This window comes from Halorubrum saccharovorum DSM 1137 (genome assembly GCF_000337915.1).
In the GTDB taxonomy this organism is placed as follows: Archaea; Halobacteriota; Halobacteria; order Halobacteriales; family Haloferacaceae; genus Halorubrum; species Halorubrum saccharovorum.
On record NZ_AOJE01000067.1, the window covers coordinates 16,259 to 37,549 of the forward strand.

Consider the following 21,291-nt stretch of genomic DNA (forward strand, 5'->3'; position numbering starts at 1 on the left):
ACCGGTCCTGTGAGACCACGCGGTCCACGCGCCACGCGGGTGAGTCCCGATGAGCGAGGGAACGCTGTACGACAAGGTCTGGGACCGGCACAAGGTGACGCGGCTACCGACCGGACAGGACCAGCTGTTCGTCGGGCTCCACCTCGTCCACGAGGTCACCAGCCCGCAGGCGTTCGGCATGCTGAAGGAGCGCGGCCAGGAGGTCGCGTTCCCGAAGCGCACGCACGCGACGGTCGATCACATCGTGCCGACCGGGAACCGCGATCGGCCCTACCGCGACGAGGCCGCCGAGAGCATGATGGCGGAGTTAGAGGAGAACGTCCGCGGCTCGGGCATCGAGTTCTCCGACCCGGACTCCGGCGATCAGGGGATCGTCCACGTCATCGGCCCGGAGCAGGGGCTCACTCAGCCGGGGATGACGATCGTCTGCGGCGACTCGCACACGTCGACGCACGGCGCGTTCGGCGCGCTGGCGTTCGGCATCGGCACCTCGCAGATCCGCGACGTGCTGGCGACCGGCTGCGTCGCGATGGAGAAACAGAAGGTCCGCAAGATCGAGGTCACGGGCGAGCTCGGCGAGGGCGTCACCGCGAAGGACGTCATCCTGACGATCATCGGGAAGCTCGGGACTGACGGCGGCGTCGGCCACGTGTACGAGTACGCCGGCGAGGCCATCGAGGACCTGGGGATGGAGGGACGGATGTCCATCTGTAACATGTCGATCGAGGGCGGCGCCCGCGCGGGGTACGTCAATCCCGACGAGACCACCTACGAGTGGCTGAAGGGGACGGACGCCTTCGCCGACGACCCCGAGAAGTTCGAGCGGCTGAAGCCCTACTGGGAGTCGATCCGGACCGACGACGACGCCGAGTACGACGACGTGGTCACCATCGACGGCTCGGCGATCGAGCCGACCGTCACGTGGGGGACCACGCCCGGCCAGACGGCGGGCATCACCGAGCCGATCCCGGACCCCGACGACCTGCCGGAGGAGGACCGCGACACGGCGCGACGCGCGCAAAAGCACATGCGCGTCGAGCCCGGCGACACGATGGAGGGGTACGACATCGACGTGGCGTTCCTCGGCTCGTGTACCAACGCGCGCCTGAAGGACCTCCGCGAGGCCGCGGCGTTCGTCGAGGGCCGCGAGGTCGACGACGACGTGCGCGCGATGGTCGTCCCCGGAAGTCAGCGGGTCCGCGACGCCGCCGAGGCCGAGGGGCTCGACGAGGTGTTCAAAGAGGCCGGATTCGACTGGCGCGAGCCCGGCTGTTCGATGTGTCTCGGGATGAACGACGACCAGTTGGTGGGCGACGAGGCGAGCGCCTCCTCGTCGAACCGGAACTTCGTCGGGCGGCAGGGCTCGAAGGACGGGCGCACCGTGCTGATGAGTCCGATCATGGTCGCGGCCGCGGCGGTGACCGGCGAGGTCACCGACGTCCGCGAGATGGAGGAGGTGGCGACCGTATGAGCTCGCCCGAGTTCAGCGACGGCGAGGCGCCGGCGGAGAAGGTCACCGAGGTCTCCGGCACCGGGATCCCGGTCCGGGGCAACGACATCGACACCGACCAGATCATCCCGGCGCGGTTCATGAAGGTCGTCACCTTCGACGGCCTGGGCCAGTTCTCCTTCTTCGATCAGCGGTTCGACGACGACGACAACGAGAAGGACCACCCCTTCAACGAGGAGAAATACCGGGGCGCGAACGTGCTGGTCGTCAACGCCAACTTCGGCTGCGGCTCCTCGCGCGAGCACGCCCCGCAGGCGCTGATGCGCTGGGGGATCGACGCCGTCGTCGGCGAGTCGTTCGCGGAGATCTTCGCTGGCAACTGCCTCGCGCTCGGCGTCCCGACGGTCACGGCCGACCAGGAGGACATCGAGGCGCTGCAGGACTACGTCGAGGCCAACCCCGACGCCGAGGTCGACATCGACGTGGCCGAAGAGACGATCACCTACGGCGACACCGTGATCGACGCGACGGTCCACGACGCACAGCGGAAGGCGCTCGTCGAGGGGGTCTGGGACACCACGGCGCTGATGGGCGCGAACGAGGGCGCGGTCCGCGAGACCGCCCGGTCGCTCCCGTACGTGCCGGCGGAGCACATCCCGGGGGACGAGGCGTGAGCCACGAGGTCGTCGTCATCGAAGGCGACGGGATCGGCCGCGAGGTCGTCCCGGCCGCCGTCGAGGTACTGGAGGCGCTCCCCGTCGACTTCGAGTTCGTCGAGGCCGAGGCGGGCGACGCGGTGGAAGAGCGGACGGGAGCGGCGCTCCCCGCCGAGACCTACGACCTCGCGGCCGACGCGGACGCGACGCTGTTCGGCGCGGCAGGCGAGACGGCCGCCGACGTCATCCTCCCGCTGCGCGAGGCGGTCGACTCGTTCGTCAACGTCCGGCCCGCCAAGGCGTATCCCGGCGTCGACGCCGTCCGTCCGGAGACGGACGTGGTCTTCCTGCGCGAGAACACCGAGGGCGTCTACGCCGGCCACGAGGACCGGCTCTCCGATGACCTCTCGACGCTGACGCGGGTCGTCACCTCGTCGGCCTCCCGCGAACTGGCGGAGTACGCCTGCGAGTTCGTCGAGGACGGGCGAGGGCCGTCCGGCGATCCCGACGAGGGGTTCACGGTCGCGCACAAGGCGAACGTGATGCGCGAGACGGACGGCCGGTTCCGCGAGGAGGTACTGGCGGTCGCCGACGAGCGCGGCGTCGACGCCGACGAGGAGCTGATGGACGCGTTCGCGACGAAGCTCCCGCTGGACCCGACGCAGTACGGCGTGATCGTCTGTCCGAACCTCGCGGGCGACGTGCTCTCCGATCTGGCCGCCGGGCTGGTCGGCGGGCTCGGACTGCTCCCGTCGGCGAACATCGGCCACGACAACGCGCTGTTCGAGCCGGTCCACGGCACCGCGCCCGACATCGCGGGCGAGGGGATCGCGAACCCGACCGCGGCGATCCTGTCGGCGGCCATGCTGTTAGAGTACCTCGGGCACGTCGAGGAGGGCCAGCGAGTGCGCGACGCCGTGGAGGGCGTGCTCTCCGACGGCCCGCGAACCGGGGACCTCGGCGGCGACGCGACCACCGACGAGGTCACCGCGGCGGTCGTCGACCGGCTGTAGGCCGCGGGCTCGGGCGCACCGGGCCGCTTCCGTCGTCGTGCGATCGAGGCGCGTGGCCGCGGGCGAACCACAAGAAAGGAAACCCTGCGGCCCGTCGGATCGCGTATGAGTAACTACGAAGTCGCGATGGAAGCAGCCTGGTTGGTCCGTGACGTCGAGGAGACCGACGACGCCATCGGCGTCGCGGTCAGCGAAGCCGGAAAGCGACTCAACGAGACGGACAAGCAGTACGTCGAGGTCGAGCCCGGCGTCACCGGCTGTCCGGTCTGCGGGGAGCCGTTCGACGCCGCGTTCCTCGCCGCGAACACCGCCTTGGTCGGGCTCCTCTTAGAGATCGACATCTTCAACGCCGACAGCGAGGAGCACGCCGAGCGGATCGCGAAAAGCGAGGTCGGCGGCGCGCTCCGCGACGTCCCCCTTGAGGTCATCGAAGTCATCGAGACCGAGGGCGACGAGGAGGACGCCGACGTCGACGCCGGGGAGTAAAGCCTCTCCGACGGCCGACCCCCGGGCCGGTCGGCGCGGCCGACGGGCCGAGTCTCTCGACGGCGTCGCATCGTCGAGAGCGCGGGCGAGGCTGACGGCGCGGCCGCGATATCGGTCGTTGCCGAAACCTTTTCTAATAACCCCTAGTTATCCACCGTATGGAACTCCCGACGCCGCAGGACCTCCGAGAGCAGCGGACGACGCTGGAGTTGACGCAGAGCGAACTCGCGGACGCCGCCGAGGTCTCACAGCCGCTGATCGCGCGGATCGAAGGCGGCGACGTCGACCCGCGGCTCTCGACGCTCCGGCGGATCGTCAACGCGTTACAGGAGGCGGAGGGCGAGGTCGTCCGCGCGAGCGACCTGATGAACGAGACGGTGATAAGCGTCGCGCCCGACGACGCGGTACGCGAGGCGGTCGACCTGATGGAGGAAGAGGCGTACTCGCAGCTCCCGGTGTTACAGAACGGCGTTCCGGTCGGCTCGATCAGTCAGGGCGACGTGGTCCACGCCGGCGAGAACGTGGGCGATCACCCGGTCAGCGAAGTGATGAGCGAGTCGTTCCCCACCGTCGCGCCCGGAGCGACCGTCGACGAGGTCCGGAACTTACTCGACCACTACAAGGCCGTGATGGTGACCGACGGCGGCGAGACGGTCGGGATCATCACCGAGGCGGACATCGCCGCGCACCTGTCGTAGGAGGAATTCGGGCCGACCGGAACCGTTCCCGCGGGGGCACCCGCGCGATCGCGAGGTGTCACCCCTCCCGGCGCTCAGAGAGTCGCTCCCAGATCTCCGTGCAGCCGGCGCCGTCCTCGATGTCGTCGAGGTGGCCCGTGCCGTCGTCGGGTTCGGTGTCCGTCTCTCCCTCCGCGTCCGCCTCTTCTCCCCGCCGATCGGCCTCGTCCGCTTCTCGTTCGTCGTCGGTCATGTGGTGATTGCTTCGCTGCGTCATCGTCCCTCCGGAGTGTCGTCGAAGAGCTCGGGCGCCACGTCCGCGGACGCGTGCTGTCGGTACTCGCGGTCGTCGATCGGGCTGTCGGGCGGATCGCCGGTAGAGTCGGGAACCGAATCGGTCATCACACCGACGTAAGCGGACACGCGCCATAAGTCCCGTCACACATGTAAATCGAACCACTACTCGTGGATACCGGATTTCGTGTCCGGTAGTGCGGAAGATACTTTCACACGTCACCTCGGCGCAGTCGGTCGGTTTTGCGATCTCACGGCGTCATCGAAACTGTCGCCGCTTGCGACCACCGTCACCCATTGGGCGGTCGCGGGCGAAGAAGGGGTGTGACCACTCGTTTGCGCGTCCTCGACGACGGGGCGTGGATCTCCGTCAACGACAGCCGGGAAGTGCGAGTCAGCGAACTGTGGCGGCTCGACGCGCCGGATCTCTGCGAGTGCGCGCTCGCGGACCTGGTCGTCGAAAACTTCCAGTCGGTCGGCGTCGACGGGTCGACCGTGGAGGCGCGGGTCTACGGCCAGTGTATCGCGTGCGGGGCGACGGGGACGACCGGTTGGGTCCCGATCGGGCGGGTTCGCGGGGGTGAGTTCGCCGGACTCGACCGCTCTGCGGTCCGTCGCGTGCGGCGCTGAGGAAACGGCAACACGTGCCACATCGGTGGGGCACCGGGGAACGTTGACTCGACGCGGTCGCCTATGTGGGCGTCGGGTGTAGACCGGATCGATGCCAACGGACGTCGAGAACTGGAAATCGGAGGTGTACGGCAACGATATCCGCGACCGCTTGTTCGAGTTCGCCGAGGAGGGCTACGACTCGATCCCGGACGACGAGCGGGACGCGTGGTTCGAGCGGTTCAAGTGGTGGGGTCTGTACCACCAGCGGAACGGACAGGAGGGGTACTTCATGATGCGGATCGGGACCCCGAACGGCGTGCTCGAACCGGGACAGCTCCGGACCGTCGGCGAGATCGCCGACGAGTACGCCCGCGGTCCCGGGGTGAACCCGATATTCGGCGACGCGTACGCCGACTTCACCACCCGCCAGTCGATCCAGCTCCACTGGATCGAGCTGTCGGACGTGCCGGCGATCTTCGAGAAGCTGGAGGCGAACGGCCTCTCGACCCAGCAGGCGTGTGGTGACTCCTGGCGGAACATCGTCGGGAACCCCGTCGCGGGCAAGGACGGCCAGGAGGTGATCGACGCGTGGCCGGTGATCCGCGAGCTCAACGAGACGTTCAAGGGCAACGACGACCACGCGAACCTCCCGCGGAAGTGGAAGGTGTCAGTGACCGGTTCCGCCGACGGCTCCGGGCAGGGCGACATCAACGACCTCGCGTTCGAGCCCGCGTACAAGGCGGTCGAGGGAGGCGGAGACGGCGGAGACAGTGACGGCGACGGCGACGAAAGCGGAGACGTAGTCGGATTCAACGTCCGGGTCGGCGGCGGGCTCTCGCGCAACGAGCCGCGGCTGGCCCGCGACATCGACGTGTGGGTGCCGCCGGAGCGAGTGCCGGACGTGGCCGGCGGGCTCTCCGCGCTGTTCCGCGACTACGGCGACCGCGAGGACCGGTACAACGCGCGGGTGAAGTTCCTCGTCGACGAGTGGGGCGCGGACGAGGTCCGCGAGACGCTTCAGGCGGAGTACGTCGACTTCGAGCTCGAGACCGCCGGTCGCGACGTTCGCGAGGAGTACACGTACAACACAGGCGAGGGCGAGCGCAACGACCTGATCGGCGTCCACGACCAGAAGGACGGGCGGAACTTCGTCGGGCTGAACGTGCTTGTCGGGCGGATGGGCGCGAGCGACGTGCTTGACTTGGCCGACCTCGCCGAGGAGTACGGCTCCGGCGAGGTCCGGCTCTCGCAGCGCCAGAACGTCATCGTCACCGACGTGCCCGACGCGGCGCTCGACGACTTCCTCGACGAGCCGCTGCTCGACCATTACTCGCCCGACCCCTCGCCGTTCATGCGCGGCTCGGTCGCGTGTACCGGGACGGAGTTCTGCTCGCTGTCGATCGTCGAGACGAAGAACCGGCAGGTCCGGTTCGCTCGCTGGCTGAAGGCCAACGTCGACCTCCCCGACGACGTCGACGAGTTCCACATCCACCTCTCCGGCTGTACGGCCTCGTGCGCGCAGCCGCAGATCGCCGACGTGAGCCTGCGAGGGATGAAGACCCGCAAGGACGGCGACCCGGTCGAGGCGCTCGACGTGGGGCTCGGCGGGGGGCTCGGCGAGAACCCGCAGTTCGCCCGGTGGGTCACCCAGCGCGTGCCCGCCGACGAGGTGCCGGGCGCGATCGCGAACCTGGTCGAGAGCTTCGCCGGCGAGCGCGACGAGGGCGAGTCGTTCCGCGCGTTCGTCGCCCGGCACGACGACGACGAACTGGACGCCTTCGTGGACCCCGAGGAGACCGACTACGAGGACCCGATGATGCACAACACGAAGCGCACCTGGTACCCGTACGCCGAGAACGACTCGATGGAGGATGCCCCGCCGACGCCGGCGGACGACTGACGATGCGAGCGACCGACAGGGAGGCAAGCCGATGAGCGACCGGCTGCTCCGCGTGAACGCCTACACCACGCTCGATATGGTCGACGGTCGCGCTCGGGGCCACGACTTCGAGGCTGACGCGCCCGGCGTCGTGAACGTCACGGCGCCGCGGGAGGACCCCGAGCACGTCACCCTCGAACTCGAACTCGACAACACAGCGATCGACGACCTCACCGCCCACGCCGACGAGGTCGACCTCTCGCCCGCGCAGGCGCGGACGCTCGCCGAGGCGTTGGAGTCGACGGCGGACAGGGTCGACGCGGCGCAAGACGGCGACGACGACTCCTGATCTGAGATCCGTGCGGTGGCGCGCGCCTGTGAGCGCCCGAAGGGCGCGAACAGCGCGTGCGAGGGACGCGGTGAGCGCTCGTAGAGCGCGAACCGCGAGGCTGGGGAGGAATGAGGCTGCGGTGCTGGGCGGTGCGGGTGGGACTCAAAGGGGCAGCCGCGAGGACGACGCTTGGCGACACAAGCACCGCTGGAACGAGCGGAGCGAGTGACGAGGAGCGCAGCGAGCCACGCGAGTCCTCGCGGCTGGGGCTTTGGACGTGTTCACCACCGATCTGCCAGCAACCACGTATAACCGAGCGGCTGGGGCTTTGGACGTGTTCGCCACCGATCTNTTTGGACGTGTTCACCACCGATCTGCCAGCAACCACGTATAACCGAGCGGCTGGGGCTTTGGACGTGTTCGCCACCGATCTGCCAGCAACCACGTATAACCGAGCGGCTGGGGCTTTGGACGTGTTCACTGCGCCAACGGAAATGTCGGTCCGAACGCCCGTTTCTTCCTACAGATCAAGTCCGCGGATCGCGACGCTCCCCTCGTCGCCCTCACTGTCTCCTTCCTCCACCCGCCCGATCACGCGCCCGCCGCTCTCGTCGGCCAGCGACTTGGCGGCGTCGGGGTCCACGGCGGCGACGAAGCCGGTCCCCATGTTGAACGTCCGGTGCATCTCTTCGTCGGAGACGTCGCCCTCGGACTGCACGAACTCGAAGACGGGCTGGGGGTCGAAGGCGTCGTCGACGACGTACCGATTCGCGCCGAGCCGCGTCAGATTGGTCCACCCGCCGCCGGTGACGTGGGCCGCGCCGCGCACGCCGTGCTCGCGCATCGGGTCAAGCAGATCGGTGTAGATCCGGGTCGGCTCCAAGAGGGCCTCGCCGACCGTCTCGTACCCCTCGAACGGGCACGGGTCGGTGTACGCGTGGTCGCGGGTCGCGGCCTCGCGCGCGAGCGTGAGCCCGTTCGAGTGGATCCCCGACGACTCCCACCCGACCAGCGCGTCGCCCGGCCGCGCCTCGCCGTCGAAGACGGCCTCTTTCGCGGCGAGTCCGGCGCAGGTCCCCGCCAGATCGAGGCCCTTGATCACGTCGGGCATCACGGCCGTCTCGCCGCCCACGAGCTCCATGTCGGCGAGTTCGGCGCCGCGCGCGAGCCCCTCGCCCACCTGTTCGGCGAACCGCTCGTCCGGCTCGTCGACCGCGAGGTAGTCGACGAACGCGACGGGGCGGACGCCGGCGGCGACCAGGTCGTTGACGTTCATCGCGATGCAGTCGATCCCCACGGTGGAGTAGTCTTCGAGCGCCTCGGCGACGAGGAGCTTCGTCCCGACGCCGTCGGTCGCCAGCGCGAGGTAGCGGTCGCCGATGTCGAGCAGGCCGGCGTAGTCGCCCTCGCCCTCGCCGACCGCGCCGATCAGCGCCGCGGTCGCCGCCTCGCTGGCGTCGATGTCGACGCCGGCGTCCGCGTAAGTGAGTTCGTCGGCGTCGCTCGTCGCTCCTTCGTCGGCCCCCGTCTCGCCGCCGTCGCCCTCGGTCATGTGTGTCGAGGGACGCCGGCGGAGCAAAAGCGCACCGTTCCCGCGGAGCAAATCGACGGGACCGCCGAGGCCGACGATGATCGGCTCAGAACGGCCCGCCGAAGCCGAGCCCGCCGACGAACACGAGGCCGACGGTGAGCAGGACGGAGAGGGCAAAGGAGCCGGCCCACACGCCCTTACTCCACCCGATCACGGTCTTCCCGTCGAGGGGGCCGTACGGGATCAGGTTGAACGCCGCGAGGAAGACGTTGATCGCGATCCCGCGCGAGCCGATCAGGGTGAGCACCGGGCTCCCGACGACCGGACCGAGCAGGAGCGCCGGCAGGAAGACGAGCGTGAGCAGGAGGTTGACGACCGGTCCCGCCAGCGCGATGTGGCCGTGTTCGCGGGGCGTCAGCCGCCCCCGGTGGTGGACCGCTCCTGGCGCGGCGAAGATGAAGCCCAAGAGGGAGCTCATCACGGCCAGGAACAGCATGCTGTTGTCCGCGCGGAACTCGGCGACCTGGTCGTAGTGGACCGCGACGACCTTGTGGGCGATCTCGTGGAGGAGGAACGCGACCCCCGCGGTGAGCAGGCCGACCAGCAGCGGCGGGACGACCCCCGCCGCGAGCAGCCGGTCGAAGCCGGCGGTGCCGTTCACGAAGAAGAACGTGAACGCGACGCCGAGCGCGAGCCACGCGACCAGCAGGTCGCGGATCTCGGCCCCGCTGAAGTAGAGCCCCGCGATCCGACGGCCCTGGAGGCTTCCGCTCATGCGCGCCCCCCACGAAGGAACCCGCTCATGCTCCCCCCGTGATCAGGTTCCTGAGGAACTCCGCGCCGGTGCTCGCGCCCTCGATCATGAGCCGTCCCACCTCGTCGACGCCCCCCACGTCGCCGAACATCGCGGGGATGACGTACACCGCGAACAGGAAGCTCGCGACGATGCTGCCGATGTTCGTCATCGCGACGACGACGATGAGCTTGAACAGGGGCACGTCGAGCATCGCCGAGACCAGCTCCGAGGGCGACTGCGTCTCGTCGGAGAGCAGCTCGTTGAGCCGCCCGATGTCGCCGACGTTCACCGTCAGGCTCCGGAGCTCGACGTAGCCGGTGAACCAGCCGGGCGCGAGCATCGGATTGATCGAGGTCATCCACGCGACGGCGCCCCCGACGCCGGCGGAGGTCCAGCGCGCGCCGGCGAGCTTCGCGAACGCGAACGCGAACGCGCCGTTGATCAGGAACCACGCGCCGAACAGCCGGAACAGGAACGCGTTCTCCACGCCGGCGAGCGCGAGCAGGACGAAGAAGCCCACGAAGCCGACGGTGATGGCGTAGCCGATCGCCTTCTTCCACGGGAGCCCGCGCCCGCCCTCCTTCCCGACGAGGTCCTCCATCGGTGGGAGCGACGCGGGGTTCGCGAGGTACCCCTCGATCCCCGCGCGGTGGCCCGCGCCGACGACGGCGACCACGTCGTGACCGGCCTCGCGGAGGGCGACGAGCCGGTGGGCGATGAAGGCGTCGCGCTCGTCGATGAGCGCCTCCGCGCCGCCCGGAGAGAACTGCCGGAACTCCTCCATCATCATCGTCACCACGTCGGTGTCGGTCAGGTCCTCCATGTCCAGCTCCTCGATCCCGCCGTGTTCGGATTCGGGGCTCTCTCGCCCGACGACGCTCATCGCGAGCGACGCGAGCACGCCGAGTGTCAGGCCGAGCGAGATCCCGAGTCCGAGGCTCCCGACCGCACGCACGGTGAATCCGCCGAGGTACGTCGCGACGACTCCGTCGAGCGCGCCGACCGCGGCGGCGGTGATCCCGGACGCGACGCCCAGTATCGCCGCGGCGTAGAGGCGCCCGTCGGGCGAGAGCGCGACCTTCCCGGCCTGATCGACGGCGATCGCGACCGCGACCGCGGCGAGCACGCCGCCGGTGACGCTCGTCAGCAGCGCGTCGGTGACGCCGACGCTGCCGCCGAAGAGTCCGATCACCGGGCCGGCGAGGATACCGACGAACAGCCCGACCAACACCCCGACGACGCGGGAGTCAGTGACGCCGAACGCCAGTCCGCCGACCATCCGTAACTTCTCGGTGATCGACATCCGGGCCCAGAACCGCTGGATCGTCGTCTGGATGTCCCGGTCGACGAGCGCCACGTCGATGCCGAGCCCCTCGGCCACGTCGATTGCGGCCCGCATGTCGGCGCCGGGCTCGATGTCGAACCGGTCGCCGAGCTGGGTCTGGACGTACGACAGCATCCAGTACGCGAGGAACTGGAAGACGGTGTTGCCGCGCAGCAGATCGCTCGCGTCGAGGTCGTCGGGACTCTCGCCGTTCATCTGTCGGTACCGGCCCTCGTCGAGCTCGACGGCGACCACGTCGGGCCGCTCGCGCTCGATGGTCTCCTCGACCTCGTCGACGGACTGTTCGGAGACGTGCGCGGTTCCGACCACCGTCACCGATCCGGGCTCGTCGCCGGAGGAGGGCTCGGACGCGCCGATCTCGGCGGCATCCTCGCTGCCGTCGGTCACGGCCGGGTCGCTCGCCGTCGGGGGCGGGGACGCGCCGTCGGATCCCCCTGGCGTCTCTGTCATTGCCACGATGTACTCCGTCGCCGCGTTTAGGGTTTGTGAGTCGGTGAGCCCGTCCGCCGCCTCGAAGATCCAACAAATTTGTATTCTCACGGGGCGGAGTGGCTGGTATGTCGCGGCTGTTGCCCTCCCTCCCCGACGCGACCCCCGAAGACCGCGAGCCCCGCGTGGTCGGCGTCGACGACGACGACGCGGACGAGCTCATCGCCGCGCTCGGCTCCGAGACGGCGCGCGAGATCCTCACCCACCTCCACGACGAGCCGGCGACGAAGTCGGAGCTCGCGGCCGCCGTCGACACCTCGCTCCAGAACGTCCAGTACCACCTCTCGAAGCTCGACGGCGCCGACCTCGTCGACGTCGTCGACACGACCTACTCCGAGAAGGGCCGGGAGATGGACGTGTACGCGGCCGCGGACGAGCCGCTCGTGCTGTTCGCCGGCGGCTCGAAGGCGTCGGGCGGGATCAAATCGGCCCTGATGCGGCTGCTCGGCGGCTACGGGGTCATCGGGCTGGCGGCGGTCGCGGTCCAACAGGTTCTCTCGGTGGCGGGCCCGACCGCCCGCGTGACGACGACCACGGGGGACGGAGGTGCTGGAAGCGACGGCGGCGACGCCGCCGCGGACGGCCCCTCGATCGAGACGGCTCCCGAATCCGGCGGGGGCGGAGGCGGCGAGATCGACGGCACCGTCGAGTACGTCGTCGACCCGTTGGCCGACTACGCCGTCTCGCTGCTCGAACCCGGCGTCGTCTTCTTCCTCGGCGCCGCGCTCGTGTTCACTATCGGCTGGGCGTACTGGCACTGGGGCGACCGCTGAGTGAGTGGCCCGCCTTTCGGGGCCGACGCGGAGCGGTCGGTGCCGGCCGCCGCGGGGACGGTCGCGTGGGACAGCTATTCATGCCGCCCCCGCCACGATCCGGTATGGAACACGAAGCCGAGGTCGTCGGGGTCGGAGCGGGCTCCGCACCCGGCGGCGACGTGCCGGCGGTCATCCTGTCCGCGCGCGGCGAGTACGTCCCGATCTTCGTCAGCGCCGATCAGGCCCAGTCGATCGGGATGGCGCTGGAGGGGGAGCCGTTCGACCGACCGCTGACGCACGACCTCCTCGTCGATATCCTCACCGAGTTCGGCGGCGCGATCGACCGCGTCCGCGTCGACGACCTCCGAGACGGAACCTTCTACGCGAAGGTCGACGCCGAGCGGTACGAGGACGGCGAGCCGGAGCGGTTCGTCTTCGACGCGCGCCCCTCCGACGCGCTCGCGCTCGCCGTCCGGATCGACTGCCCGATCATCGTCTCCGACGAAGTGATAGACGAGGCGGGCCGCCCGCAGGACTCGGTCCGGTTCGACGACGGTCCGCAGGGGGGCGCCTGACGCTCGATCCGTTCACTGCCCGACCCCTCCGCACGCCGTCCCCCGCCGGTCGCTGGTCACCGGGTTGAAGTCGGCCGCCGTCCCACCGACGACATGGACGAGACGGCGACGGTCGCGGAGTCGTACACCGAGATGACCGAACTGCTGTTGCCGAACGACACGAACAACCTCGGGCGAGCGCTCGGGGGCGCGGTCCTCCACTGGATGGACATCTGCGGCGCCATCGCCGGGATGCGATTTTCGAACCGACAGGTCGTCACCGCCTCGATGGACCACGTCGACTTCATCTCCTCCATCGAGATGGGCGAAGTCGTCGTCATCGAGGGCTACGTGTTCAGCGTGGGGAACACGAGCCTCGACGTGAAGGTCGACGTGCGCGCTGAGAACCCGCGGACCGACGAACAGCGGCGCACGACGACCTCTTACTTCACGTTCGTCGCGCTCGACGACGAGGGGAATCCGGCGAGCGTGCCACAGCTGACGACGCCGACGCCGGAGGAGGAGGCGCTGCGCGACGAGGCGATCGAGGGGCGCCGCGAACAGCTCACCGACATCGTCGATCGGTACGACCTGTAGGTCGGCGCTCGCGTCGTCGGGCGAACCCGCGGCGGCTCACCGGGTCGCGCTCGCGCCGTTCGCGTCGCGGTCGACGCCGTCTGCCGATCCGGCGACCGCGTCGACCGCAGCGTCGGTTCCCGCGACTGCGTCCTCGTGTGCCTCGCGGACTCGCGCGGCGAACTCGTCGAGCGCTTCCCCATCGTCGGCCGCGGCGAGGTGGCTCCCGCAGTCGCAGTCGGACGCGCCGAAGCCGTCGACCGGGCCCGCCGGGAGCCGACCGGCGACCGCGCACTCCACGTCGGCGCCGACGCTCCGGACGACCTCGTCGATCCGGGCGTCGGGGTGGCCGAGCAGGTGGTCGACGTGCCAGTGGCGCACGTCGTGCTCGCCGCGAGCGGTCCGGCGGTGGCGGTCGACGCGGGAGAAGCCCCCGGTGCCGAGCGCGCTGCCCGTGTACGCGTAGCCGCCGGGCTCGAACCGATGCCCGCCGAGCGCGCCGACCTCGATCGCCGCCGGCGCCGCGAGTTCGACGAGGAGGGTGTAGGTGCCGCCGGTTCCGTCGCGTCGGACCGCTCCGTCGCCCGTGTCGCTTCCCTCTTTGCCGCCCGCGTCGTCCCCGCTCACGGCAGCGCCTCCGGCGGGTCGATCGCGGCGTCGCGAAGGTCGGCGACGAGCTCGATCGCGGCATCGGTCAGCCGGTAGGTGTCGTGGACATCGTCGGGGTCGCGGCCGCGTCCCGACAGCGCTCCGACGACGCCGGCGATCCTGTCGTAGTTGTCGCGAACGAGCCCGCCGACGATCCCGGGGGTCCCGGCGCGCTCGGCCAGTTCCCCGGCCGCCGAGCGGCCGGCGTACACCCGCCGCTCGCCGGGGTCGGCGAGTACCATCGCGAACGGCCGCGAGCCGAACTGCGCGTCGAGGAACGGGCCGACGGGGTCGGCCTCCCACGGCACCGCGACGACATCGTCCAGCCGCCGGAGCGCGACGGCCGCCACCGAGCAGTACGGGCAGTCGCCGTCGAAGATCAGCACCGGCGCGTCCGAGTCGGTGTCCATACCCAAAGGTACGCGTTCCGGCGGTTTAAGCGACCTGCCGGGGCGCCTTCGGCATCCTCGTGCAGCGAAAAAACGGCGCGCGTCAGCCGGTCCGCGTCGGACCGAGCGGACGGCTCAGTGCGAGTGACCGAGCGCGTCTTCGAGCGACTGCCCGAAGCGCTCCTCGAACAGCTCGGCGGCGGTGTCGTTAATCTCCTCGATGTCGTCCGGGACCTCGCCCTCGCTGTGATGAGCGATCACGTGCGCCTGCTGGGCCATCGCCTGCACGACCACGTCGCTGACGACGCGAGTCGGCTTCTCGCCCTGCTGGCTGAGCACGTCGACGAGACCGGCGGGCAGTTCGAAGGACTCCTCGTCACCGTCGGGACCGGTGATCGCGTAGGTTTCTGTCTCTCCCATACCCCTCGGTCGGGACCGGTACATAAGGGTCTGTGGAAAGCGGGCACGACCGTCCGGCGGTCTCCCCGCGAGAGCCCGGCGAACGCCGGTCACCCGTGCGCCGAGATCGCCTTCACCGAGAAGCCGGAGCCGACGATGCTCGCGAGGTACACCGCGATGGCCGTGACGACGATCGACCCGCCGGAGGGGAGTCCGAGGCCGATCGAGACGGCGAAGCCGCCGATCACCGACAGCTGGCCGAATATCACCGCGAGGTACATCGTCTCGCGGAAGCTCCGGGCGATCTGGGAGGCGGCCGCGACCGGGACGACGAGCATCGCGGCGACGAGGATGACGCCGAGCACCTGCATCGCGCCGACGACGACGACCGCGGTCAACACCACGAGCAGCGTGTTGTAGCCGGTGACGTTGAGCTGGGCGACCCGCGCGGCCTGCTCGTCGAAGGTGATGAACAGGAGCTGCTTGTACGTCAACGCCACGCCCGCGACGACGATCAGGGCGAGCGCGCCCATCAGCCGCGCCCCCTCCGGCGTGACGACCGCGAGGTTCCCGAACAGGTACCCCTGCACGTTGACGCCGGTGAGCCCGTCGCCGTAGCTGATGATCAGCGTACCGACCGCGAAGCTCCCGCTGAGCATGATCGCGATCGGCACGTCGCCGTACGCGTCGGTGCGCTCGGTGAGCCACTGGACCACCAGCGCGCCGAGGATTCCGACCCCGAGCGCGACCAGCAGCAGCGAGCCGTTCCACCCGGTCGAAGAGGTGACGAGGATGCCGATCGCGACTCCGGCGAACGCGGTGTGCGCGAGCGTCTCGCCGATCAGCGCCATCTCGCGGTGGACGAGGAAGGACCCGACCAACGGGGCGACGACCCCGACGAGCACGCCGGTCGCCATCGACTGCCACATGATCGGATGCCGGAACACGTTCGTGCCGAACGCGGCGTCCATCCCGCGGCCGAACGAGCGGAACCCGGCGTACAGGTCGCTCGCCACCGGGAGGTCCTGCGCCCAGTAGAGCAGGACGAATCCGAGCATGACGGCGGCGACGGCGGCCGTGACCGCGATCCCAGCGAGTTCGGCGGTCCGGCGGAGGCCCCGGTCGGGACGTGAGCGGTTTCCCCCGTCCGAAGGTGATTCCTCGCTCATCAGTGGTGGTGGTGGACGACCTGTCCGGTGGTGCCGTACGCCTCCGCCAGGGCGTCGCTCTCGACGAACGACTCGGTGTCCCCGTGGTGGTACAGCTCGGTGTTGACACAGGCGATGCGGTTCGCGCGGTCGGTGACGACGCCGATGTCGTGTTCGATGAGGATGATGGTGATCCCCTCGCCGTTCAGCTCGTCGAGGAGGGCGTAGAAGGCGTCGCGAGACTCGGCGTCGACGCCGACGGTCGGCTCGTCGAGCGCGAGCAGGTCCGCGTCGCTCGCCAGGGCCCGGGCGATGTACGCCCGCTGCTTCTGGCCGCCGGACAGCTCCGAGACGAGGCGGTCGGCGAGGTCACCGATACCGACCGTCTCGATGGCGTCCGCGACGGCGGCGCGGTCGGCCTCGGAGAGTCGCCCCCGCCCGGCGTGCGCGAACCGGCCCATGGTGACGCACTCGCGGACGGTGACCGGCATCGCGCCGCCGCGGCTCGTCGCCTTCTGGGAGACGTATCCGATCCGGCCGCCGTCGTCGAACTCGGCGACAGGGCGACCGAACAGCTCGACGGACCCCTCGTCGGGCTCGTGGAGCCCGAGCATGAGGTGGAGCAGGGTGGTCTTCCCGGAGCCGTTCGGCCCCACTATCCCCAGGAAGTCGCCCTCTTCGACCGTCAGGGAGACGTCTCTCACGGCGACGGTGTCGCCGTAGGCGAACGTCACGCCGTCGAGGTCGACAATCGCGGTCACTGCGTGTGTTCGGTCTGGGTCGTCCGTACGTTTAGCTCTTTTAGTCCGCCGTCGCCGCGCGCCGGCCGTTCGGCCGGCGAGCCGGCGCCGGCTCCGTTCACTGTACCCCGAACGCCCGCTCGAAGGCGGGGACGTTGATCTCGGTCATCTGTTCGAGGTAGCCGTACCCGGCGTCGTTCCACTCGCGGGTCGTTCCGCCGGCGGACGTGACGGGGACCGCCTCGGTGGCGTCGCTGTTCTCGACGATCGACTCGGCGAGCCTGGGCGACTCGAAGCGGTCGTACAGCACTGCGTCGATCCCCTCCGCATTCACGAGCTCGATCGTGTCGGCGATCTCCGTCTGCGTCGGCTCGTTCTGCGGCGAGACGCCGACCGGGGAGTGGAGTCGGAAGCCGTAGCGCGCCTCCAGGTACTGGAAGGAGTTGTGTCCCGCCATGACCGCCACGTCGCGCGCGGCCTCGTCGGCGATCGATTCGAAGGCGGCGTCGACCGCGTCGAGCTCCTCGGCGTACGCGGCGGCGTTGTCGGCGTAGTCGTCGGCGTTATCCGGGTCCGCCTCGCCGAGGCCCGTCGCGATGGTGTCGACGATGTCGGCGGCGAACACCGGGTCGACCCACACGTGGGGGTCGTGCTGACCGCCACCCTGTTCCGATTCGTCCCGGCTCTCGTCGTGTCCCCCCTCGTGCGTCTCCCCGTCGTGCTCCCCGCCTCCGTGCGAGTGATCCCATTCGAGGAGGTCGTCTCCCAACCCGTCGAGCCCGTCGATCACGGCCACCGTGTCGTAGTCCGCCCGTAGCGTCGCGGCCAGGTCCTGCGCCCACGAGAACTCCGGGGTGTCGAGGTAGACGAACGCGTCCGTCGAAGCCACGTCGGCGGCGAGGTTCCCGTCGGGCGTCCAGCCGTGCCCGAGCTGTCCCACGTCGACCGGGTCCTCGAAGCTCGCGTGGTCGCCCGCGACCCGGTTCGCCCAGTCGTTGAGAGTGAAAAAGGCGGCGTAGCCGGATCCGAACTCCCCGGAGCCGCTGTCCGCGGCGCCGGAACACCCGGCCAGCGACGCCGCCGTCCCCGCGGCCGCGAGGCCGGCGCCGTGCCGCAACACCGACCGCCGTGAGTGAGTCATACCGATCGATACCGCAGATTAACAGAAAAAGTTTGTTATTTCACAAGTGTGTGTTAATAAAACGACCGTCGAGAGCGTCCCGGATTAACAACTCGGTCCGTAGAGCCCGGGATCGACATCTCGGATCACTCGGTGAGATCGACGACCGTCGCGTCGGCGAGGTCGGCGAGCGTCTCCGGATCGACCGGGAACAGCGCGCTCGGGGTTCCCGCCGCGCCGTAGACGGTCTCGTACTCCGTGAGCGTCGGGTCGAGGACGGTCGGGAGGGCGGCGTCGTGGCCGATCGGCGGAACGCCGCCGATGCTCCAGCCGACGACCTCGCGGATCCGCTCGGGGTCCGCCATCGCTGCCGAGTCGGCGTCGAACCGCTCTGCGACCGCGTCCAAGTCGAGCCGATTCGCCCCGCTCGTGATCGCCGCGACGAGTCGGTCCCCGTCGGCTCCGACCGCCCCGTCGGCTCCGACCGCCCCGTCGGCTCCGACCGCCCCGCCCGAGAGCGACACCACGATGGTGGAGGCGATCGCCGCGGTGTCGCAGTCGACGGCGCCGGCGGCCGCGGCCGCCGTCTTCGTCCCGGCGTCGAACTCAAGTACGTCCAGATCGACGCCGTGTCGGTCCCGCGCCCGTTCCGCGAACTCCGCCGCGCGCTCGTGCATGCAGAAACAGAGGCCCGCGACCGGGTATGAAGCTCTCGGCCGCGACACGTATGGCGATCGGTCGAACCCGGCCGCGGCCCCGGCGCGCTCGACGCCCTACCGCGTCCGCAGCTCGTCTTTGTCCTTGATCACGCGAGCGTCGCCCTCGCCGGACGTTACCTCGTTGACGAGGTCGTACAGGTCGTTCTGGAGCCCGGCGGGGAAGGTGAGAACGCCGACCCACGAGCCGTCGTTCTGCCACTCCTCGCGTTCGAGATCGCCGAACTCGCGGATCTGCGCCTGGCCGGAGCCCGCGTAGTCGGCGGGGAGCTGGACCGCCATCGTCACCTCCTCGAAACGGATCGGGATAACGGGACGGAGCGCCTCGAGGGCGTCGTCGACCTGGTTCTCGACCGGCTCCATCGGGTCGACCTGGAAGCCCGCCTCTTCGAGGGCGCGCTCGATGCGTTCGGGCGGGTGCGGCGAGTCGTCCATCTGCGGGTTCACCGCGTTGCGCGTGATGGTGGTGACGAGCTGGTTGTGTTTGCGCTCCATCATCTCCTCGCGCTGTTCGGCGGTGATCTGGATCTCTCCGCGCTCGACGACCTCGGGGATGATCTCCAGCGCGTCGGTCGTGCCGAACACCGTCTCTAAGTCCTCTTCGGCCGGACGGTCGCCGCGAGACGCGTTCTCGAACACGTCCTCGGCGGCGATCACGTCCTCCAAGTCGCCCTCGAACTCCCCGCGTTTCATCGCGAGCGCGGCGTCGGGGTCGATCAGCACCTCGAACCGTTCGCCGTGCGACTCCAGTCGGGCCGTCACGGCCTCGTCGAGCGATATCATATCTCCCGATACCACCCCTATGGTGAAAAAGCCTCCCGCGACGCGCCCCGAGTCGGACCACTCCGCTCTCCTCCCCTCCGCGTCACCCCCCCGCCGACGGTCGCTCGTCCGTCCACCCGTCTCTGCAGGCCTGCGAGCAGAAGTGTCGATGTACGGCGTCGTCGCCGTCTACCCACGTCACCGTCCGGCGATCGGTTCCCAGCGCCGGCTCCGTACAGGTCGCACAGGTCGGCGCGGACTCCTCGTCGACGTCCTCCTCGAGGTCGGAAGTCGGATCTACCATACCCGTCCGTACACCTCCGGATACTTGAACCTGCGAAGGGCGGCAGTTCTGGCGAGCGACTCGGTCTCACCGACCGAGAGAGCGGCCGCCGTCCCCTTCGATCCGCCCGTGACCCCGTCGCCTCCCGGCCGACGCCGCGGTCTGCGAGGGGTGTTCGACCTCGGTCTCCGCGTTCGCCGCCGGGTCGGTCAGCGTTCGACCGCGGCCGTCCGGCCACCTGACGTCCACTCGGACCGGGGTCGCTCCGCCGAGTCCGAAATGCGCCACCGGCTCCGTCTGGCAGAGACAGCCGCCGCCGGCGTCGACGGTGCGACGCTGGACGCCGTCCGTGGTTTCGAGCCGGACCACGGCGCCTCGCGCGGGCGCCCCGTGACGCGTCGTGGGCCGGACGCGGAGCCACCCGGCTGTCGCCGCGGTCGGGTCCTTGTACACCGAGATCGGTTGGGCCGCGACCTCGCCGTGGACCACTATCAGTTCGAGGACGCCGTCCCGGTCGATGTCGGCGGCCACCGCGCCGGTCCCGTACCCGTCCGGCTCGGCGGCCGGCCCCGGGTCGACCCGGCGCCAGCGCGCGCCGTCGTTATCCCCGTCGCCGTTCTCGCCCTCCCGATCCCCGTCGCCGTTCTCGCCCTCCCGAGCGAAGAGCCGATTCGGCTCGCCGGAGGCGTTGAAGAACAGCTCCTCGCGCCCGTCGTTGTCCAAGTCGGCGGCGACGACGGTCCGAACGCGTCCGGTGTCGCGGAACGCGGGCGGCGCGGCGTCGACGAACCCGCCGTCAGGCGCTTGACGGAGGAGTCGGTTCGGGCCGCTCTCGTTGCCGACCGCGAACGCGAACCGCCCGTCCTCATCGACGAGAGCGGCCCCCCGCGTGTCTCCCGCGGGGTCCGAGAGGTCCGTGCCGCCGTCGGCGATGTCGTAGTGGCCGCCGTCGTTTCGGAACAGACGGTTCGGCCCGCGCTCGACGCCCGCGAACAGGTCGCCCTCGCCCGAGCAGTGCGGAACCGCGAGCAGCGACCGACAGCCGCCGTCGACCTCCAGCCCGACCGCGTCGGCCATGTCCGTGATCTCGCCGTCGTCGCCGATCTCGTAGAAGGAGAGGGGGGCGGCGTAGCCGGAGACGGCGACCCCGTAGCGTCCGGTCCCGAGGCGATCGAGCGCAGCGACCGACCGCCCGGCGCGCACGGCGAGCCGGTCCGCGTTCACGTCGAGCGCGAACAGGTCGGTCCAGCGGTACCGTTCCGATTCGAGTCGGTTCAACAGGAGGTCCGGGTCGCCGCCGCCGTCGACGCCCTTGGTGCAGTTGTGGACGTACACCTCCTCACAGCCGTCGGCGTCGAGGTCGGCCGCGCACACACCCATGCCGTGTCTGGTCCCGTCGGCGACGATGCCACAGGCCGTGTCGACGAAGCGGTCGCCGTCGCGGGCGTACAGCCGGTTGGGTTCCCCGTAGCCCGCGACGAACACGAGCGGTCCCTCCCGGCCGGGCGTCACCGCGACGCCGTAGCCCCGAACCGGGTCGTCGTCCGCGACGAGGTCGGACCGCTCCGTGAACATAGCCGTCTGTCACCGCTCGGGGAATAAGAACTCACGGGTCCGATCAGGCTCGACTTTATAAACGCAC

Annotated in this window: 26 protein-coding genes; 11 read left to right on the top strand and 15 right to left on the bottom strand. The window is 69.9% G+C overall.

The annotated features are described in order from the left end of the window. The first annotated feature begins 49 nt into the window (after positions 1–49). The 5 genes from leuC to C471_RS13790 all read left to right on the top strand — a co-directional run bounded on the left by leuC (position 50) and on the right by C471_RS13790 (position 4,303). Positions 50–1,471 (top strand): 3-isopropylmalate dehydratase large subunit, encoded by a 1,422-nt coding sequence (leuC, locus tag C471_RS13770; protein ID WP_004050065.1) that lies wholly within the window; start codon positions 50–52, stop codon positions 1,469–1,471. Beyond that, positions 1,468–2,124, top strand: coding sequence for a 3-isopropylmalate dehydratase small subunit (leuD, locus tag C471_RS13775; protein ID WP_004050066.1), 657 nt, complete (start codon positions 1,468–1,470; stop codon positions 2,122–2,124). Before leuC ends, leuD begins: the two co-directional genes overlap by 4 nt. Beyond that, positions 2,121–3,119: an isocitrate/isopropylmalate family dehydrogenase gene (locus C471_RS13780; RefSeq protein WP_004050067.1), complete on the top strand. Its 999-nt coding sequence runs from the start codon at positions 2,121–2,123 to the stop codon at positions 3,117–3,119. Before leuD ends, C471_RS13780 begins: the two co-directional genes overlap by 4 nt. Positions 3,120–3,224: 105 nt before the next feature. Continuing rightward, positions 3,225–3,605 (top strand): DUF555 domain-containing protein, encoded by a 381-nt coding sequence (locus C471_RS13785; protein ID WP_004050068.1) that lies wholly within the window; start codon positions 3,225–3,227, stop codon positions 3,603–3,605. Between the two features lie 158 nt (positions 3,606–3,763). Next, positions 3,764–4,303, top strand: coding sequence for a CBS domain-containing protein (locus tag C471_RS13790; RefSeq protein ID WP_004050069.1), 540 nt, complete (start codon positions 3,764–3,766; stop codon positions 4,301–4,303). A gap of 58 nt (positions 4,304–4,361) precedes the next feature. Here C471_RS13790 and C471_RS17235 read toward each other — a convergent pair whose 3' ends face one another. Together C471_RS17235 and C471_RS18250 are read right to left on the bottom strand one after the other, a co-directional pair. After that, on the bottom strand, positions 4,362–4,559 hold the full coding sequence (locus tag C471_RS17235) for a hypothetical protein (protein ID WP_152421914.1): 198 nt from the start codon (positions 4,557–4,559) through the stop codon (positions 4,362–4,364). Next, positions 4,556–4,684 (bottom strand): hypothetical protein, encoded by a 129-nt coding sequence (locus C471_RS18250; protein ID WP_004050074.1) that lies wholly within the window; start codon positions 4,682–4,684, stop codon positions 4,556–4,558. The genes C471_RS17235 and C471_RS18250 overlap by 4 nt, the downstream gene beginning before the upstream one ends. 216 nt (positions 4,685–4,900) lie before the next feature. On the opposite strand from C471_RS18250, the gene C471_RS13795 reads away from it, so the two are divergent. The 3 genes from C471_RS13795 to C471_RS13805 all read left to right on the top strand — a co-directional run bounded on the left by C471_RS13795 (position 4,901) and on the right by C471_RS13805 (position 7,416). Continuing rightward, positions 4,901–5,206, top strand: a complete 306-nt coding sequence (locus C471_RS13795; RefSeq protein WP_193366129.1) for a hypothetical protein — start codon at positions 4,901–4,903, stop codon at positions 5,204–5,206. 91 nt (positions 5,207–5,297) lie between these two features. Then, positions 5,298–7,088, top strand: a complete 1,791-nt coding sequence (locus tag C471_RS13800; protein ID WP_004050078.1) for a nitrite/sulfite reductase — start codon at positions 5,298–5,300, stop codon at positions 7,086–7,088. A 31-nt stretch (positions 7,089–7,119) separates the two neighbouring features. Then, entirely contained in the window at positions 7,120–7,416 is a 297-nt protein-coding gene (locus tag C471_RS13805; RefSeq protein WP_004050080.1) for a DUF6360 family protein, read from the top strand. Positions 7,417–7,918: 502 nt separating this feature from the next. Here the strand turns inward: C471_RS13805 and purM are convergent. From purM to C471_RS13820, 3 genes are all read right to left on the bottom strand, one after another. Beyond that, a complete protein-coding gene (gene purM / locus C471_RS13810; protein WP_004050082.1) occupies positions 7,919–8,950 on the bottom strand; it encodes a phosphoribosylformylglycinamidine cyclo-ligase in 1,032 nt (343 codons plus the stop codon). An 85-nt stretch (positions 8,951–9,035) separates the two neighbouring features. Next, positions 9,036–9,704: a hypothetical protein gene (locus C471_RS13815; protein ID WP_004050084.1), complete on the bottom strand. Its 669-nt coding sequence runs from the start codon at positions 9,702–9,704 to the stop codon at positions 9,036–9,038. Between the two features lie 25 nt (positions 9,705–9,729). Continuing rightward, complete coding sequence (locus C471_RS13820) at positions 9,730–11,520, bottom strand: TraB/GumN family protein (RefSeq protein ID WP_004050087.1); 1,791 nt, start codon at positions 11,518–11,520, stop codon at positions 9,730–9,732. Between the two features lie 107 nt (positions 11,521–11,627). Between C471_RS13820 and C471_RS13825 the strand changes: the two genes are divergently transcribed. From C471_RS13825 to C471_RS13835, 3 genes are all read left to right on the top strand, one after another. Further along, positions 11,628–12,332, top strand: coding sequence for an ArsR/SmtB family transcription factor (locus C471_RS13825; RefSeq protein ID WP_004050089.1), 705 nt, complete (start codon positions 11,628–11,630; stop codon positions 12,330–12,332). A gap of 104 nt (positions 12,333–12,436) precedes the next feature. Further along, positions 12,437–12,889 (top strand): bifunctional nuclease family protein, encoded by a 453-nt coding sequence (locus tag C471_RS13830; RefSeq protein ID WP_004050091.1) that lies wholly within the window; start codon positions 12,437–12,439, stop codon positions 12,887–12,889. A gap of 93 nt (positions 12,890–12,982) precedes the next feature. Continuing rightward, on the top strand, positions 12,983–13,465 hold the full coding sequence (locus tag C471_RS13835; RefSeq protein ID WP_004050093.1) for an acyl-CoA thioesterase: 483 nt from the start codon (positions 12,983–12,985) through the stop codon (positions 13,463–13,465). A gap of 36 nt (positions 13,466–13,501) precedes the next feature. Here the strand turns inward: C471_RS13835 and C471_RS13840 are convergent, their stop codons facing one another. The 10 genes from C471_RS13840 to C471_RS13885 form a co-directional block, all read right to left on the bottom strand. Then, complete coding sequence (locus tag C471_RS13840; protein ID WP_004050095.1) at positions 13,502–14,071, bottom strand: GIY-YIG nuclease family protein; 570 nt, start codon at positions 14,069–14,071, stop codon at positions 13,502–13,504. Next, entirely contained in the window at positions 14,068–14,502 is a 435-nt protein-coding gene (locus C471_RS13845; protein ID WP_004050097.1) for a hypothetical protein, read from the bottom strand. The genes C471_RS13840 and C471_RS13845 overlap by 4 nt, the downstream gene beginning before the upstream one ends. A gap of 114 nt (positions 14,503–14,616) precedes the next feature. Continuing rightward, positions 14,617–14,901 carry a DUF7545 family protein gene (locus C471_RS13850; protein ID WP_004050099.1) on the bottom strand — a complete coding sequence of 95 codons (285 nt, stop codon included), beginning with the start codon at positions 14,899–14,901 and terminating at the stop codon, positions 14,617–14,619. A gap of 89 nt (positions 14,902–14,990) precedes the next feature. Next, positions 14,991–16,049: a metal ABC transporter permease gene (locus tag C471_RS13855; RefSeq protein ID WP_004050101.1), complete on the bottom strand. Its 1,059-nt coding sequence runs from the start codon at positions 16,047–16,049 to the stop codon at positions 14,991–14,993. Beyond that, positions 16,049–16,789: a metal ABC transporter ATP-binding protein gene (locus C471_RS13860; RefSeq protein WP_004050102.1), complete on the bottom strand. Its 741-nt coding sequence runs from the start codon at positions 16,787–16,789 to the stop codon at positions 16,049–16,051. The genes C471_RS13855 and C471_RS13860 overlap by 1 nt, the downstream gene beginning before the upstream one ends. A gap of 97 nt (positions 16,790–16,886) precedes the next feature. Beyond that, positions 16,887–17,909 carry a metal ABC transporter substrate-binding protein gene (locus C471_RS13865; protein ID WP_004050103.1) on the bottom strand — a complete coding sequence of 341 codons (1,023 nt, stop codon included), beginning with the start codon at positions 17,907–17,909 and terminating at the stop codon, positions 16,887–16,889. A 125-nt stretch (positions 17,910–18,034) separates the two neighbouring features. Beyond that, positions 18,035–18,565, bottom strand: coding sequence for a YbaK/EbsC family protein (locus tag C471_RS13870; RefSeq protein WP_004050104.1), 531 nt, complete (start codon positions 18,563–18,565; stop codon positions 18,035–18,037). A gap of 96 nt (positions 18,566–18,661) precedes the next feature. Continuing rightward, the gene (locus tag C471_RS13875) at positions 18,662–19,387 is read right to left on the bottom strand and encodes a ribosome assembly factor SBDS (protein WP_004050105.1); all 726 of its coding nucleotides are present in this window, start codon (positions 19,385–19,387) and stop codon (positions 18,662–18,664) included. Positions 19,388–19,469: 82 nt separating this feature from the next. Then, positions 19,470–19,670, bottom strand: coding sequence for a DUF7576 family protein (locus C471_RS13880; RefSeq protein ID WP_004050106.1), 201 nt, complete (start codon positions 19,668–19,670; stop codon positions 19,470–19,472). Positions 19,671–19,736: 66 nt separating this feature from the next. Then, complete coding sequence (locus tag C471_RS13885; protein ID WP_004050107.1) at positions 19,737–21,224, bottom strand: CRTAC1 family protein; 1,488 nt, start codon at positions 21,222–21,224, stop codon at positions 19,737–19,739. Between the last annotated feature and the right edge of the window lie 67 nt (positions 21,225–21,291).